The sequence below is a fragment of the Neisseria sp. P0014.S009 genome (assembly GCF_051958155.1).
GTDB lineage: Bacteria > Pseudomonadota > Gammaproteobacteria > Burkholderiales > Neisseriaceae > Neisseria > Neisseria flavescens_C.
Genome location: NZ_JBQCVS010000010.1, coordinates 64,433 through 80,640 on the forward strand (window position 1 = coordinate 64,433; position 16,208 = coordinate 80,640).

Below are 16,208 nucleotides of genomic sequence, written 5' to 3' on the forward strand. Positions count from 1 at the left end.
AATCTATGATGAAAAAATGGCTTGTATCTATTTTATTTGCAACAGCGTCCTATGCCTTTTCCACGCCTTTATCTTTTAATTGGAAGCAAAATAAAGCCGAAGTAACAGAGATAACTGATATTCCATATGGCGTGACAGAAACAAATGATGTTTCATCCGACGTGATAGAGTATAGGTATTTCATTCAATTAACCAAACGGGGAATAAGCAACTTTGTACTGTCTTACGGCAACCGTAATATTATTTCTATCAATGATTACAAACCTAGCGAAGAAGATGTACTCTCTTCGCAAACTCTGCCACCCATTGTTTTACTAATTAATCAATCAGGACAAGCTGTTGATATTATCAACTGGAAAGATTTTTACACTCAATCAAAGAAAATAAGCCTTGAGAAGAAAAGTATTAGTAAAGATGACTTGGAGGAATTAAACAATCTAGAAATACAAAATGCCATAAAACAAAAAAAGATGGACAATCCATGGGGTTACTGGATATGGCTTTGGGCGGATATTAACCCTGACAAGCTACCTGCCCCATCTCAGAAAAATTTTTCTATCTTAGGCATACCGTATATTCAAACAAGTTCTTATGAATTGATAAATCAGACTGATCAAGAGATAACATTACGATACCAATCTCAAGTTAATATGGATCAGACTGCCGATATCAGCAACGAAAGCTTCTTGAAAACAGATAAGGTAACTACGAAAGAACTGATAGATGCAGACCAACTTTTCAAAAGTGTAACGGTAACCGCAACATTGGCAAAGCAAACCATGCAACCAAAATCTGTAGAGGTTTCTGAAGTTTCTTCATTTCCATTTATAAAAATCAAGCGGACAACTTATCGCTTTAAATGGTTCAACTGATAATAAAATGCCGTCTGAAAATATAAAACTCTTTTTTCAGACGGCATGTTCCTTAAAAAAACACTATGACAGCCAAACCCACCAAACGCCCGGTCAACGGCGTTCTTCTCCTCGACAAACCCGAAGGACTTTCCAGCAATACCGCCCTGCAAAAAGCGCGGCGTTTGTTCCGTGCCGAAAAAGCCGGGCATACCGGCGTACTCGATCCTTTGGCCACAGGGCTTTTGCCTGTTTGTTTCGGCGAAGCGACCAAGTTCGCCCAATATCTGATTGATGCCGACAAAGCCTATACCGCCACGCTGAAACTGGGCGAAGCCAGCAGTACGGGTGATGCAGAAGGCGAAATCGTTGCCACTGCTCGCACCGATATTTCACTATCCGAATTTCAGACGGCCTGCCAAGCCTTAACGGGCGATATCCGCCAAGTGCCGCCGATGTTTTCAGCCCTCAAGCACGAAGGCAAACCGCTGTACGAATACGCGCGCAAAGGTATCGTTATCGAACGCAAAGCGCGCGATATCACCATTTACTCCATTGATATCACAGAGTTTGATGCACCCAAAGCCGTGATAGACGTACGCTGCAGCAAGGGTACTTACATCCGAACCCTCAGCGAAGACATCGCCAAACACATCGGCACATTTGCCCACCTGACCGCCCTGCGCCGTACTGAAACCGCCGGTTTTACCATTGCCCAAAGCCACACGCTCGAAACCTTGACAGAATTGGATGAAGCCGAACGCGATGCCCTGCTGCTGCCTTGCGATGTTTTGGTGCAATATTTTCCCAAACTGGAGCTAAACGACTACGCCGTTACCATGCTCAAACACGGTCAACGCCCCCAGTTTACCGAAGACATTTCCGCCGAACAGCCCATCCGCGTATACAGCCGAGACGGCACATTTATCGGACTGGTGGAATATCAAAAAGAAATAGGCCGTCTGAAAGCCTTACGCCTGATGAATACCGCCGACAAATAACTTCCTGCAAAGAGAGCCAATCATGAAAGTCTATACCGCCGCCCAAATGCGCGAACGCGAACAAGCAGCCGTCGATAAAGGCACAAGCTTCGACCAACTGATGGAAAACGCCGGCAGCTCTGCCGCCCGAGACCTCATGCAGCGTCACCCTCAAGCCGGACGCGCCCTGATCGTTTGCGGCAAAGGAAACAACGGCGGCGACGGCTTAGTCATGGCAAGATATATGCAGGCGCAAGGTTGGTACATCGATATTCTGTTTTCACTCGGAGAAAACCTCTCCCCCTTGGCTCAAACCAATCGAGAACGCCTCAACGGTTTGCCCCATATTAAATTGATATCCGTACAAGAACTGGAAGGCCGTCTAAAAAAAGGTTACGACATCATTATCGAAGGCATATTCGGCACAGGCTTCAGCGGCGCGCTTCCAACCGAAATCGCCGCCCTCTGCCGCCAACTCAATCATTCAGACGGCCTGAAAGTCGCCCTCGATATTCCCACCGGCCTCAACTGCGACACCGCTGAAGCCGATCCTGACACATTCCGCGCAGACCTAACCTACACCTTTGCCGCCTATAAACCGGCGCATTTAAGCGAGTCCGGCCAAACCTATTGTCAAGAAACCGTCTGTTTGCCTATTGGCATTGATTAAAAAAGCAAATAATATGTCATATTTAAATCGCTTTATTTTTAGAAACAACACATTCTAAAAAAACACGCGAATTAATTTACAAGCCAATCATCAACAACACGGAAACAGACAATGAACGAACAAGAATACCGCCAAACTTTTAAAGAAGATCAGGCTGTCGGCTGGGAAGCTATCGATTCTGCGCTTAAAGCACTTTATGGAGATGTCAAACCACGCTCCTATGATCCTATAATCAAATATTGGTTGGGAGGCACCGATCCACTGGACAATAGCGACATTTTTGATTGCGAAGAGCAAACCTTCCATCGCCACATTGTTTCCTACGGCATGAGCGAACTTTACTTTAATCCAGAACTTGCCGGTGCAGATTACAGTAAATGGGGATTTGAATTTACCTTCCGTACTCCCCCTTACGATCAGGATCCGGATTCTGGCTACAACACCAAACACGAGCCTTACTGGGCAATTAATCTAATGAATAATCTTGGCCGTTACGTTTTTGAAAGTGGTAACTGGTTTGAAGCCTATCACTTTACTTCAACTAACGACCCTATCCGAATGGATACAGAAACCGCCATCGTCGGCGTAGCCTTCGCACCAGACCCCAAGCTGCCCGCTATCAAAACGCCAAACGGTGAAGTTCAATTTCTGCAGATGGTCGGCCTTACCCAGCCCGAGCTTGACTGGCTCTGGCAAGATCCAACAACCAAACGTTGCCAAGAGCTGATCGATATGATGCGCAAAGACAATCCGCTGTTGATTACCAATTTAGCGCGTACAAAAAGCTATGTACAACCCTAATTGATAAAGCCAAAGGCCGCCTGAAAACAAATTTTCAGACGGCCTTTAGTTTATATTTCAAATAAAAAATAGCAACTTACTTCCAAATCTGAGCCAATTTAATCCCCAGCGCCGTCAAACCAAACGAACCGAAAACATGCAGACAGGTCGCCATCAAAGCCATGCCCCAACGTTGCGCCTGCATCAAACCCACCATCTCCACTGAAAAACCTGAAAATGTGGTCAAGCTGCCGAGAAAGCCGGTAATCCAAAGCAAACGCCATTGCGGATCGGTTAAGAGTTCTGCCAATACGCCGATTAGCAGCGCTCCCAGCCAGTTTGCCGCCAATGTACCGATAGAAAAAGGCGCAGAAGACACCAGCACTAAGCCAAACAACCAACGCAATACAGCCCCGACAGCGGCACCGCAAACAATGGGAAAAATATACGCAAACATAACAAGTTAAACATTCAATTCAAAAAACAGGCCATCCGGTCATGAGGCCGTCTGAAAACCCAGCAAGGATGCCTTCATATCTTATTGCCAAATCTTAGGCGCGGATTTCAAATACCTGTCGTCATCGAAAGTACAAATCCATTGCGGCTTGAGCGCAATAAAAATAGCTGTTGAAATACCGCTCAAAAATGCCTCCGCCCAAGCGATTAAGAAGAAAACAGGAAAAGCGGTTTTCCACAATACCGACGTATCAAATACATCCGCCCAGTCTAACAAACCGACCAAAATTACGCCGGTAAACACCATACCGACCGCCGCAGCCCAAAAACCATTCAGAAAAATAAAGATAAAGATATTGGCAGGCAAACGCGACACCCAATGGCGGAAACCCAAGTTCACTAACAAAGGCGGAAGCAATACGGACAAGGCATTGATGGGGAACATATGCCAATCGCCCCAAAGCCACAAATATGGAAGAAAAAACAATACGCCAAGGCAGAATGCAGCAGAAGTGCCCAGCATTAAAGCCGTCAGGTTCAAGGCGAGCAGATGATAGCTCATGCCGGCCAGTTGTCCGCTTTCAGGGGAGGCATTCAAACTCCAAGCCAGCGGCAACATCACGGCAGCCACCCAAAAAGCGGAACGATGCTGCGATACCGACACCCATGCCTGCTTTGCACACAAAGCAAAAATCACCAGCAACACAGGCCAGGCCATCATCACAATACCAACGGGAAACCATCCGTTTTGAAAAATCATCATCTCATCCGCAAAATGTTCAGACGGCCTATTATACGCGTCTCAAGCCATAGCTTTGACAATCCTGTCTGCCTTTGCCGTTAAAGCTTGTTTCGTCTGGTTTTGTTTGCCCGAAAAAAGCGTTAGAATAACGGACTTTGCCGTTTAATTAAGGGGATGGACGCATGCTTTGGACAATATTGGCTTTAATTCTGCTAGCTGTCATAGCCGGCTTGTTCTGGTGGCGCCAGAAACAAGAGCAAAAGTGGCGCCAAGAATTGGCCCGACTCAGTGGCGACGAACAAGGAATAAACGAAGAAGACAGATCGGTCGGTTTTTCCGGCCAACTGGACAGCCTGAAACGTTTGTTCAGCATGAACAAGCGCACTGCCGACAACCATAAAATCGCCCGCATCCGCCTGCTTTCCGCTCTCGAACACAATAAAATGCAACGCGCCGAAACAAACGAAGAGCACGCAGCAGAGCCGTTTGCCGAAAAGCCGGAACACATCTCAACGACCGAAGAAGAAATCAAAGTTGCGCCTAAAACCCGCAAAGCTGCCAAACCGGAACGTATTCCTAAAATCACGCCGTTTGCACAAATGGAAACGCCCGAATACAGCCCGTCTTTGGTGCAAAACAGCAATTTTGAAGAAATCACATTAGAAGAAGCCACCCGTTCCCTGCATGAAGCAGCGGTTGAAGAATGGAACGAGCATTTGGCCGAAAAAAATGCGCCGATTTACAAAGACGAAGTCGAAACCCCATTGTTGCGCGCTTCATCCCTGCCGATGACAGGCATGGAAATCATCGACTACAATGACCCTATCTTGCGCCGCACACGCGAACGTGCCTTAGCGCGTGCCAACAATGTCCGCGTGGCAGAAGCCAATGCGCCGCATATCGAAACCGTTCAGACGGCCTTAAGAACTGCCGAAAAAGAAGCCATCCTCCCCTATACTTCCATGCAGGCATTCCCTTCTGAAATCCAAGCCGAAGATATTCACGACAACCTTGCCCGCCGTACCGCCGCACGCCACAAACTGGCCGAGGCCGTCGCCCCATTGCGCGACTACTCTCCGCGCACCATCGAAAATGACGAAATTTTGGCCAACTTGGGACAAATCAGCCGCCCTGCCAGCTTGCGCCGTCAAGTTCGCCATACCGAAGCGGCCGCCGAAAGATGGGCGCGTAAACAAGCTGCTACGGAAGCTGCTGCACCGCAACCTGCCGCACCGGCAACGCCGTCCCGTCCAAAACCGGCTGCGCCTGTTAAAAAATCCCCTTATATCTCCCGACCTGCCGCACCAAACGCAACCGTAGTCGAGCCGCCTGCCGTACCGGTTGTCCCTATGGCTAAAACCGATATCCCCGAGCCGCCCGTTTTCCAAACCTCGATTGAGCCGATTGATATCCCCGAGCCGCCTGCTTTTGAACATAAAATCCAAGTACCGATTTTTGATTCGCAAGTCAATGCGCACGTCAGCAACCAACCCGAACGCAGTATCCGCGATTATTTAATCAGTGAATCTGCCGTCGAAGAAACAGAATTCGATGGTGAGCCGGAAGCTCCTGTACAAGCGGAAGCAGAAGCTATTCAAGCGGTTGAAACCATTGAACCCGTTGAATCTGTTGAAACAATCGCAAGGCTGTCTGAATATACACAGACAGTCGTTGAAACACCTGTTCAAACCGTAGAACCAAGCGTTCAAGAGAGTACGCCAAGCATAGCTATTCCAACTTCGGCAACACTGACCGAGGCACACCTGCCAACCACTGCCCTGCTTCTGCCACCGCAGTTTGACCCAAGCGCATCTCAAACTGAAGAACAGCTGCTGGAAAACAGCATTACCATCGAAGAAAAACTGGCCGAGTTCAAAGTTAAAGTCAAAGTGATGGACTCCTATTCCGGCCCGGTCATTACGCGTTATGAGATTGAGCCTGATGTCGGCGTACGCGGCAGTGCCGTTTTGAACCTTGAAAAAGACTTGGCGCGCTCGCTTGGTGTAGCTTCCATCCGCGTGGTGGAAACCATCCCAGGCAAAACCTGCATGGGCTTGGAATTGCCTAATCCGAAACGCCAAATGATCCGCCTGAGCGAAATCTTCAATTCGCCTGCGTTTACCGAATCCAAATCCAAACTCACCCTCGCACTCGGCCAAGACATCACCGGCCAGCCTGTCGTCACCGACTTGGCCAAAGCGCCGCATCTGCTGGTTGCCGGTACGACCGGTTCGGGTAAATCCGTAGGTGTGAATGCCATGATTCTGTCCATGCTCTTCAAAGCAACGCCGGAAGACGTGCGCATGATTATGATTGACCCGAAAATGCTGGAGCTGAGCATTTACGAAGGCATTCCGCACCTGCTCGCCCCTGTCGTAACCGATATGAAACTGGCTGCAAACGCTCTGAACTGGTGCGTCAACGAAATGGAAAAACGCTACCGCCTGATGAGCTTTATGGGCGTGCGCAACCTTGCCGGTTTCAACCAAAAAATTGCCGAAACCGCCGCGCGTGGCGAAAAAATCGGCAGCCCGTTCAGCCTCACGCCTGAAAATCCTGAACCATTGGAGAAATTGCCGTTTATCGTGGTCGTGGTAGATGAGTTTGCCGACCTGATGATGACCGCAGGCAAGAAAATTGAAGAACTGATTGCCCGCCTTGCCCAAAAAGCCCGCGCAGCCGGTATCCATTTGATTCTTGCCACTCAACGCCCAAGCGTGGATGTCATTACCGGCCTGATTAAAGCCAATATTCCGACACGCATTGCCTTCCAAGTGTCCAGCAAAATCGACAGCCGCACGATTCTTGACCAAATGGGTGCGGAAAACCTACTCGGTCAGGGCGATATGCTGTTCCTGCCACCCGGTACCGGCTATCCGCAACGTGTACACGGCGCATTCGCATCCGACAACGAAGTACACCGCGTAGTGGAATACCTGAAACAATTCGGCGCACCTGACTATATCGACGATATTCTAAGCAGCGGTTCGACCGAGGACTTTACCGGTACCAGCCGCAGCACCGACAGCGACCTCGACCCCATGTATGACGAAGCCGTTTCCGTTGTCTTGAAATCACGTAAAGCCAGCATTTCCAATATCCAACGCCAACTGCGCATCGGCTACAACCGCGCCGCCCGCCTGATTGACCAAATGGAAGCCGACGGTATTGTTTCCCCGGCGGAAAACAACGGCAACCGCACTATCTTGGCGCAAAGCAGCGACCATCTGGATTAATTTATCTTCGCTTAAATCAAGGCCGTCTGAAAAGTTTTCAGACGGCCTTTTGTCAAGACCGGAAAAAACAGGTAAATCCGTTTTTCGATTAGAAGCAATCTTATTATGATTCATGCCTTCGGCAACACCCCACCCTTTACGAGGAAAAACAAATGAAAAAATATTTTGCAGAATTTTTCGGCACTTTCTGGCTGGTATTCGGTGGCTGCGGCAGCGCAGTTTTGGCAGCAGCCTACCCTGAGCTTGGCATTGGCTTTGCCGGTGTCGCTTTAGCATTCGGTTTGACCGTACTGACCATGGCTTACGCTGTCGGCCACATTTCCGGCGGCCACTTCAACCCTGCCGTTTCCGTCGGCCTTTTCATCGGCGGCCGTTTCAACGGTAAAGACCTGTTGCCTTATATCGTATCCCAAGTTATCGGTGCGATTGCCGCTGCGGGCGTTCTGTATCTGATTGCTTCCGGTAAAACCGGTTTTGATGCTGTTGCTTCCGGCTTTGCCAGCAACGGTTTCGGTGAGCACTCTCCTAACGGTTACGACATGATGGCCGCTTTGCTGATCGAATTCGTACTGACCGCATTCTTCCTGATCATCATCATGGGTTCTACCGACAAACTGGCTCCGGCTGGCTTTGCCCCTATCGCCATTGGCCTGGGTCTGACCCTGATTCACTTGATTAGTATTCCTGTAACCAATACTTCCGTTAACCCTGCACGTTCTACCGGCGTTGCCTTGTTCCAAGGCGGCTGGGCTGTTGAACAACTGTGGTTGTTCTGGTTGGCTCCTATTGCCGGCGCAGCAGTTGGCGCAGCTATTTACCGCTTCGTTTTGGCTAACGACAACAAATAATCTTGACGGAATGACATTCCCGGTGCGGCTGACACTCTAAACTGACCGCCCCCAAGTTGCCGAGACACAAACGCACCGCCTGACTCAGACGGTGCGTTTGTTTTTGCCATGTTACAATACTTTCTTTTCTTACATTCTCAAACCATCATGCAAACCTTACCTTTTCAAACCGATATCGCTGCCAGAATGCTGGTCAATACCGAAAACGAAACCATCCATCCCGATGCCGTATTCGTACAAACGCAAAACGGCTACTGGATTGCTTGGCACGACCAACAGGCCGCCCTGCTTGCCCCCGACACACCACCCGATATTCCCTGCTTTTGGGTAGAAGGCGCAGAAAGCTTGGAAGAGCTGGTAAGCATGGTAGAAAACGGCGAATTTGACGAAGTTGAAGAATTTGACGGCGATGATGATGCTTGGCAAGAAGCACTCGGATGCGGCCATCATCACGAAGGACACTGCGGATGCAGCCATTGAGATGTACAAAACGCCTGCTTCCGGCACTTGCCCTTTGCTTGACGCTTAACGGCTGCGTTGTAGGTGCGGCTGTCGATTTGGCTGCCACAACCGTCCTGACTGCTGGAAAATTGGTTGTCAAAGGAACGGGGGCAGTGATTGATGCCGCTATTCCTGACGGCAAAAAAGACAAGGACAAAGAAAAAGAAAAGAGCAAAGAAAAGCCAAAATCGGAAGAAATCATCCACAAAGAAGAATCATCCGATGAAGTAACGCAATAATCCTTCAAGACGGCCTAGGAATCCTACTGAGGCCGTCTGAACATTCATCCTTACATATAGCCCTGTTCGCGCAAAGAGCAGATTTCTTTTGCCGTCACGATAAAATGGTCTAAGAGCGTAATATCGACCAAACTTAAAGCCTGTTTCAAACGCTCTGTAAACTGCACATCAGATTCAGACGGCCTTGCCGAACCGCCCGGATGATTGTGTGCCAAAATCAAACTGTCGGCATATTCATCCAATGCCAATTTGACGATTTCACGGATATAAACCGTGTTTTCCGCCACTGTACCGCGCGATAATTCCCGTACCGCAATCAATTGATTTTGACGGTTGAGCAGCAACGCAACGCTGATCTCGATTTTTTCATGCCCAAGATGCAGGCGCAGATAATCCGCAACCGATTGCGGGTTTGACAGAACAATCTGCTCCTGCAAATCTTCACCCAAAATCCGCCGCCCGATTTCTTTGACCACTGCAAATTGAGTATAGCTCGCCAAGCCCATGCCCTTATAAGCAGCGAGTGTTTTGGCATCCGCACTCATCAGCTTCCCCAAGCTGCCAAACTCACTCAACAAATAACGCGCTAAATCGACCGCGCTCATGCCGCGCGTTCCGACACGCAACAAAATCGCCAGCAACTCTGCATCACTCAATGCCTCCGCGCCACGCTCCAACAGCTTCTCACGCGGTCGCTCCCCTTCGGGCCATTCTTTGATACTCATATTTTCCCTTTTATTCATATAGCGGATTTAGTTTCAATTCTGAGCAAAACCGCCTCACCCGATATAAAACGTAATCCATTATGATTTTAGCAAATAAATGCAATTTGCGTATTTTATTCTATTTTGAATAATTATTTAAGACAAATGAATAACAATTAAGCCACTTTGTGCAGAAAAACAACGTTACCCATTTTCGCTATCCTGTTCCCCTGCCTGCCTTTCCTTTCCTATTTGTTTCAAATCAGCCGATACAAGCAATTTCATATTGCCCCTATGAGGCTTAGGCTAATATAATATCGAGTTTGCCGAGAGCAAAAGCTTAGGCTTAAACTGCTTTCTATCCACGCTGCCCGTGCGCTTTACAAGAGTTTCAGACGGCCTCCGTCCGACTCCCGCCAGCAATCAAACAGCTTTTTATCACCCATTCGAAAATCCGTTTTGCCGGTACTCGTCTTTCTTTTTGGAGTATTGCCATTATGACCGCAACCACTGCGTCTTCAGCCAAACCTTATCTGCAAATCCAAGGCTTGGTGAAAAAGTTTGGTGACAATTACGCTGTCGATAACATCGACTTGGACATTTACCAACATGAAATCTTTGCCCTTTTGGGCAGCTCAGGCAGTGGCAAATCCACGCTGCTGCGCATGTTGGCAGGCATGGAAAGCCCCAATCAGGGCAAAATCATTCTCGACGGCCAAGACATTACCAAGCTTGCCCCGTATGAGCGCCCAATCAACATGATGTTCCAAAGCTATGCCCTGTTCCCGCACATGAGCGTTGAGCAAAACATCGCTTTCGGTCTGAAACAAGACAAAATGCCTAAAGGCGAAATCGACGCCCGCGTCGAAGAAATGTTGCGCCTGGTGCAAATGACCAAATACGCCAAACGCAAGCCGCACCAACTTTCCGGCGGCCAACAACAACGTATCGCTTTGGCACGCAGCCTGGCGAAACGTCCTAAAATCCTGCTGCTTGACGAACCTTTGGGCGCACTCGATAAAAAACTGCGCCAACAAACCCAACTGGAATTGGTCAACACGCTGGAACAAGTCGGCGTAACCTGCATCATGGTTACCCACGACCAAGAAGAAGCGATGACGATGGCTACCCGTATCGCCATTATGTCCGACGGCCAACTGCGCCAAGTCGGTACGCCTAGCGACGTGTACGATTACCCTAACAGTCGCTTTACCGCTGAATTTATCGGCGAAACCAATATTTTTGACGGCGTCGTTATTGACGACCGCGCCGATTTCTCTATCGTCAAATGTGACGGCTTGGAAAACCACGTCCGCATCGACCACGGTCTGGGCGTTCCGAACGAGCATGAAATCTGGATCAGCATCCGCCCTGAAGACATTGATTTGCATAAAGAAAAACCGGAACACTTGGGCGCGCACAACTGGGCTCAAGGCACAGTTAAAGAAATTGCCTACCTGGGCAGCTTTGCGATTTACCACATCAAACTCGCCAACGGCCGTGTCGTTAAGAGCCAAGTTCCCGCACCTTATTGGTATGTGCGCAACATTACTCCGCCGACTTGGGACGAGACTGTCTATATCAGCTGGCCTGAAAACCAACCTACGCCTCTGTACAGTTAATTTGAGGGAAATGCAATGGACCTTAAAAAACTGAAAAAGAAACTGTTTCGCCGTCCTGGACAGCGTGCAGTGATTGCCGTGCCGTATATCTGGCTCTTGGTGCTGTTTCTGATTCCGTTCGCCATCGTATTGAAAATCAGCTTTGCCGAACAAGAAATCGCCATTCCGCCATTTACGCCGTTGACGACGATTGATGAAGACTTAGGCCGTCTGAACATTGCCATCAGCTATCAGAACTACGCCGACATCTTCCAAAACTTTTGGAATACGCTCAATCCGTTTGGCGACAGTGAAAACAGCAATATCTATTTGATGACCTACTGGTCTTCGATTAAGACCGCGCTGACGACGACCATCATCTGCCTGTTGATTGGTTATCCGACCGCTTATGCCATTTCACGCGCCAATCCGGCTGCGCGCAACGGCCTGCTGTTGGCAATCATGCTACCTTTCTGGACCTCTTTCCTGTTGCGTGTTTACGCATGGATGGGCTTATTGGGTCACAACGGCATCATCAATAATTTCTTAATCAAATATGGAATCATCAGCGAGCCTTTAGACCTGTTCTACAATGCTTTCTCGCTGAATTTGGTGATGGTTTACGCCTATCTGCCGTTTATGATTTTGCCGCTGTACACACAGTTGGTAAAACTGGACAACCGTCTGCTCGAAGCCGCTTCCGACTTGGGCGCAAGTCCGATCAAATCGTTCTTTACCATTACCCTGCCTTTATCCAAAACAGGCATCATCGCAGGCTCTATGCTGGTCTTCGTGCCGGCCGTCGGTGAATTTGTGATTCCTGAATTGGTGGGCGGTTCTGAAAACCTGATGATCGGTAAGGTATTGTGGCAGGCATTCTTCGACCAAAACAACTGGCCGCTGGCTTCTGCCGTCGCCGTCGTTATGGTTGCCCTGCTGGTTGTACCGATTGCCCTGTTCCAGCACTATGAAAACCGTGAATTGGAAGAAGGAGGCAAATAATGCAGAAAACCAAATTATCCTGGTTCTTGAAACTGATGCTCCTGCTCTCGCTGGCATTCCTCTATATTCCGCTGGTGGTTTTAGTCATCTATTCTTTCAATGAATCCAAACTGGTTACCGTTTGGGGCGGTTTCTCAACCAAATGGTACGGCGCATTGATGGAAAACGACACCATCTTGGAAGCGGCCTGGCTGTCATTGCGTATCGCCATCGTTTCCTCGCTTGCCGCCGTAGCACTCGGCACATTGGCTGGTTACGCCATGGCGCGTATCAAGCGCTTCCGCGGCAGCACCCTGTTTGCCGGTATGATTTCCGCGCCTATGGTGATGCCTGACGTGATTACCGGTTTGTCCATGCTGCTATTGATTATTCAGGTGCAAATGTTCCTGCAAGGCAGTGAATTGCTGCAATCGCTCTACTTCGATCGCGGCTTCTTTACTATCTTCCTCGGCCACACCACGCTTTGTATGGCGTACATTACCGTCGTTATCCGCTCGCGCTTGGTGGAATTGGATCAATCCTTGGAAGAGGCTGCTATGGACTTGGGTGCCCGTCCACTGAAGATTTTCTTCGTGATTACCCTGCCGCTGATTGCCCCTGCGATTGCTTCCGGCTTCCTCTTGGGCATTACCCTGTCTTTGGACGACTTGGTGATTACCTCCTTCCTGTCAGGCCCGGGTTCATCGACATTGCCGCAAGTGATTTTCTCCAAAATCAAACTCGGCCTTGACCCTCAGATGAACGTTTTGGCAACCATCCTGATCGGTATCATCAGTACGCTGGTGATTGTCGTTAACTACTGGATGATGCGTCAGGCAACCAAACGGGAACGCGAGGCTGCCGAAGCCTACCGCCAAGAAAAATTGGCAGCCGAGAAAGCCGCCTAATATGCAGACAGGCTGTCCGATAAAGCATCGGAACAGCCTGTTTTATTAACTGCATCTTATCCTTTCAGACGGCCTGAATCTAAGCCCACATTTAAGGCCGTCTGAAAACCAATTTCAATGAAGTGAAAACCAACCTAAAGCTCAAATCATGATTAATCCCAGCTTCAAAGAATACCTTCCTTCCTACTATGTCAGCACGGCCAATCCCCATCCATCTTATCCGACGCTTGAAGGCCGTCTGAAAACTGAAACCTGCGTTATCGGCGGTGGCCTATCCGGCTTATGCACCGCTCTACCGCTTGCCGAAAACGGCCATGAAGTCATCGTACTTGAAGCCGCTCGTATCGGTTTCGGCGCATCAGGTCGCAGCGGCGGACAAGTCATCAGCGACTTTGCCTGCGGCATGGAAGAAATCGAAAAACAAGTCGGCTTGGAACAGGCACAATGGTTCTGGCAGCAATCCCTGCAAGCCGTTGAACTGGTTGACTCGCGCATTCAAAAACACAACATCCAATGCGATTGGCAACGCGGCTACGCTACCGTCGCCGTCCGTCCTCAGCATTGGGAAGAATTGCAGCAATGGCACGAACACGCTCAAAAACATTATGGTGCAAGCCATTACCAGCTTTGGGATAAAGCCACGCTGAAACAACAACTTGCCAGCGATATGTATCAAGGCGCGCAATTTGATCCTTTATCCGGCCACTTACACCCGCTCAATTACACCCTAGGCATTGCCAAAGCGGCAGCCGATGCAGGCGTACAACTTTTTGAGCAATCCCCGATGACGCGTATCGAGCCATGCGATAACGGCTGGCTGGTTCATACGCCCAATGGCAGCGTTGAGTGCAAAAACCTCGTTTATGCCGTCAATACTTATGCCGGTTTACACCCGAAATTCAAAGTATTGGAACAAAAAGCCATTGCAGTCAGCACCTTTATCATTGCCACCGAGCCTCTGGGCGAGCGTGCCAAAGACCTGATCCGCAACAATATGGCCATCTGCGACAACCGCCACGTCCTTGACTACTACCGCCTCAGCGCTGACAGCCGCCTGCTTTTTGGCGGCAAAGACAACGAGTTTATCGACGACCCTGACCGCATGACCGAACTCGTCCGCCAAGACATGCTGAAAGTTTTCCCGCAACTTGCCAACGTCAGAATCGAGCATTCTTGGGGCGGCGAATGCGACATTACGCGCAACCTCGCCCCACATTTCGGCCGCCTCGCCCCTACCGTTTTCTACGCCCAAGGCTATTCCGGACACGGCATGGCGATTACCGGCATTGCCGGCTTGGCGATTGCCGAAGCCATCATGGGTGATGACGGTCGTCTGAAACCTTTTGAACAACTGTGCCACAGCAACATCATTACCCAGCCTTTCCTACGCAAACTCGGCTCTTTCCTCGGTTCAAAATACTATCAATGGAAAGACAGCCACTAAACCCAAGCAACAAACATATTTCAGACGGCGGCAGATTCAAGTAAAATTCAGGCCGTCTGAAAGCTTAGATACGACAAAATTCAATCATTTATCAGCAAGGAAACCATCATGAGCAACCATCATAAACTCATCATCCTCGGCTCCGGCCCTGCCGGCTATACTGCCGCCGTCTATGCCGCCCGTGCCAACCTAAACCCTGTAATCATTACCGGCGTTGAGCAAGGTGGACAACTGATGACCACCACCGAAGTGGACAACTGGCCTGCCGATGCAGAAGGCGTACAAGGTCCGGAACTAATGGCCCGTTTCCAAGCTCATGCCGAACGCTTCGGCACTGAAATGATTTTCGACCAAATCCACACCGTTGATTTGCAAAACCGTCCGTTTACCCTCAAAGGCGATATGGGCGAATACACCTGCGATGCGCTCATCGTTGCCACCGGCGCATCCGCCAAATATTTAGGTTTGCCAAGCGAAGAAACCTTTGCCGGCAAAGGCGTTTCCGCCTGTGCAACTTGCGATGGTTTCTTCTACAAAAAACAAGATGTTGCCGTAGTCGGCGGTGGCAATACCGCTGTGGGAGAAGCACTCTACCTTGCCAATATCGCCAACACCGTTACCCTGATTCACCGCCGCAACAGCTTCCGCGCTGAAAAAATCATGGTGGACAAGCTGATGCAACGCGTCGAAGAAGGCAAAATCATCCTCAAGCTCAACAGCTCGGTTGATGAAATCTTGGGTGACGAAAGCGGCGTTACCGGTGCACGCCTGAAACACAATGACGGCAGCACTGAAGAAATCGCTGTAAAAGGTGTTTTCATCGCTATCGGCCACAAACCCAACACCGATATTTTCAAAGGTCAACTCGATATGGATGAAACCGGCTATCTGAAAACCAAAGGCGGCACCGGTGACAATGTCGGCGCAACCAATATCGAAGGCGTATGGGCGGCAGGCGACGTCAAAGACCATACCTACCGTCAAGCCATCACCAGCGCCGCTTCCGGCTGCCAAGCCGCGCTTGATGCCGAACGTTGGCTCGACCGCCACGGCGTATGAGCCTCTAAGCTACGCCCTATTCTTTAAAACATAATCAAAAGGCCGTCTGAAATTTCAGACGGCCTGAGACCTTTGCAAAATTCCTTTTCCTCCGACAGCCGAAATCCAAACACAGGTTTTCGTCTATTTCTGCTCCTAATTACTCCTGATTTTACCCAAATATCCCCTTAATCCTCCCCGGATACCCGATAATCAGGCATCCGGGCCG

The 16,208-nt window shown here is 49.4% G+C and carries 16 protein-coding genes; 13 read left to right on the forward strand and 3 right to left on the reverse strand.

The features are described 5' to 3' along the window. Nucleotides 1–5 precede the first annotated feature (5 nt). From ACTHS4_RS08470 to ACTHS4_RS08485, 4 genes are all read left to right on the forward strand, one after another. A complete protein-coding gene (locus tag ACTHS4_RS08470; protein ID WP_141761490.1) occupies nucleotides 6–872 on the forward strand; it encodes a hypothetical protein in 867 nt (288 codons plus the stop codon). Nucleotides 873–937: 65 nt separating this feature from the next. Then, complete coding sequence (truB, locus tag ACTHS4_RS08475) at nucleotides 938–1,852, forward strand: tRNA pseudouridine(55) synthase TruB (protein WP_371460110.1); 915 nt, start codon at nucleotides 938–940, stop codon at nucleotides 1,850–1,852. A gap of 22 nt (nucleotides 1,853–1,874) precedes the next feature. Further along, entirely contained in the window at nucleotides 1,875–2,501 is a 627-nt protein-coding gene (locus ACTHS4_RS08480) for an NAD(P)H-hydrate epimerase (RefSeq protein WP_371460111.1), read from the forward strand. 111 nt (nucleotides 2,502–2,612) lie between these two features. After that, a complete protein-coding gene (locus tag ACTHS4_RS08485) occupies nucleotides 2,613–3,302 on the forward strand; it encodes a suppressor of fused domain protein (protein WP_440365719.1) in 690 nt (229 codons plus the stop codon). A gap of 76 nt (nucleotides 3,303–3,378) precedes the next feature. Here ACTHS4_RS08485 and ACTHS4_RS08490 read toward each other — a convergent pair whose 3' ends face one another. After that, entirely contained in the window at nucleotides 3,379–3,738 is a 360-nt protein-coding gene (locus ACTHS4_RS08490; protein ID WP_003679592.1) for a CrcB family protein, read from the reverse strand. A gap of 81 nt (nucleotides 3,739–3,819) precedes the next feature. After that, nucleotides 3,820–4,497 (reverse strand): energy-coupling factor ABC transporter permease, encoded by a 678-nt coding sequence (locus tag ACTHS4_RS08495; RefSeq protein WP_440365723.1) that lies wholly within the window; start codon nucleotides 4,495–4,497, stop codon nucleotides 3,820–3,822. Between the two features lie 164 nt (nucleotides 4,498–4,661). Here ACTHS4_RS08495 and ACTHS4_RS08500 point away from each other — a divergent pair, with 164 nt between their 5' ends. From ACTHS4_RS08500 to ACTHS4_RS08515, 4 genes are all read left to right on the forward strand, one after another. After that, complete coding sequence (locus tag ACTHS4_RS08500) at nucleotides 4,662–7,715, forward strand: DNA translocase FtsK (protein WP_440365720.1); 3,054 nt, start codon at nucleotides 4,662–4,664, stop codon at nucleotides 7,713–7,715. A 152-nt stretch (nucleotides 7,716–7,867) separates the two neighbouring features. Then, nucleotides 7,868–8,563 carry an aquaporin Z gene (gene aqpZ / locus ACTHS4_RS08505; RefSeq protein WP_070826812.1) on the forward strand — a complete coding sequence of 232 codons (696 nt, stop codon included), beginning with the start codon at nucleotides 7,868–7,870 and terminating at the stop codon, nucleotides 8,561–8,563. A gap of 147 nt (nucleotides 8,564–8,710) precedes the next feature. Next, the gene (locus tag ACTHS4_RS08510; protein WP_004520787.1) at nucleotides 8,711–9,043 is read left to right on the forward strand and encodes a hypothetical protein; all 333 of its coding nucleotides are present in this window, start codon (nucleotides 8,711–8,713) and stop codon (nucleotides 9,041–9,043) included. Further along, nucleotides 9,031–9,303, forward strand: coding sequence for an NF038104 family lipoprotein (locus ACTHS4_RS08515; protein ID WP_070826810.1), 273 nt, complete (start codon nucleotides 9,031–9,033; stop codon nucleotides 9,301–9,303). Before ACTHS4_RS08510 ends, ACTHS4_RS08515 begins: the two co-directional genes overlap by 13 nt. Before the next feature lie 50 nt (nucleotides 9,304–9,353). On the opposite strand, the gene radC is transcribed toward ACTHS4_RS08515, so the two are convergent. Further along, complete coding sequence (gene radC / locus ACTHS4_RS08520; protein ID WP_070826808.1) at nucleotides 9,354–10,028, reverse strand: RadC family protein; 675 nt, start codon at nucleotides 10,026–10,028, stop codon at nucleotides 9,354–9,356. 476 nt (nucleotides 10,029–10,504) lie between these two features. Here radC and ACTHS4_RS08525 point away from each other — a divergent pair, with 476 nt between their 5' ends. The 5 genes from ACTHS4_RS08525 to trxB all read left to right on the forward strand — a co-directional run bounded on the left by ACTHS4_RS08525 (nucleotide 10,505) and on the right by trxB (nucleotide 16,000). Further along, nucleotides 10,505–11,629, forward strand: a complete 1,125-nt coding sequence (locus ACTHS4_RS08525) for an ABC transporter ATP-binding protein (RefSeq protein ID WP_049335895.1) — start codon at nucleotides 10,505–10,507, stop codon at nucleotides 11,627–11,629. 15 nt (nucleotides 11,630–11,644) lie between these two features. Next, nucleotides 11,645–12,610: an ABC transporter permease subunit gene (locus tag ACTHS4_RS08530; RefSeq protein ID WP_070826806.1), complete on the forward strand. Its 966-nt coding sequence runs from the start codon at nucleotides 11,645–11,647 to the stop codon at nucleotides 12,608–12,610. Then, nucleotides 12,610–13,497, forward strand: coding sequence for an ABC transporter permease subunit (locus ACTHS4_RS08535; RefSeq protein ID WP_070826804.1), 888 nt, complete (start codon nucleotides 12,610–12,612; stop codon nucleotides 13,495–13,497). The genes ACTHS4_RS08530 and ACTHS4_RS08535 overlap by 1 nt, the downstream gene beginning before the upstream one ends. Before the next feature lie 148 nt (nucleotides 13,498–13,645). Next, a complete protein-coding gene (locus ACTHS4_RS08540; protein ID WP_070826802.1) occupies nucleotides 13,646–14,941 on the forward strand; it encodes an NAD(P)/FAD-dependent oxidoreductase in 1,296 nt (431 codons plus the stop codon). A gap of 108 nt (nucleotides 14,942–15,049) precedes the next feature. Beyond that, on the forward strand, nucleotides 15,050–16,000 hold the full coding sequence (gene trxB / locus ACTHS4_RS08545) for a thioredoxin-disulfide reductase (RefSeq protein ID WP_070826800.1): 951 nt from the start codon (nucleotides 15,050–15,052) through the stop codon (nucleotides 15,998–16,000). Nucleotides 16,001–16,208 lie beyond the last annotated feature (208 nt).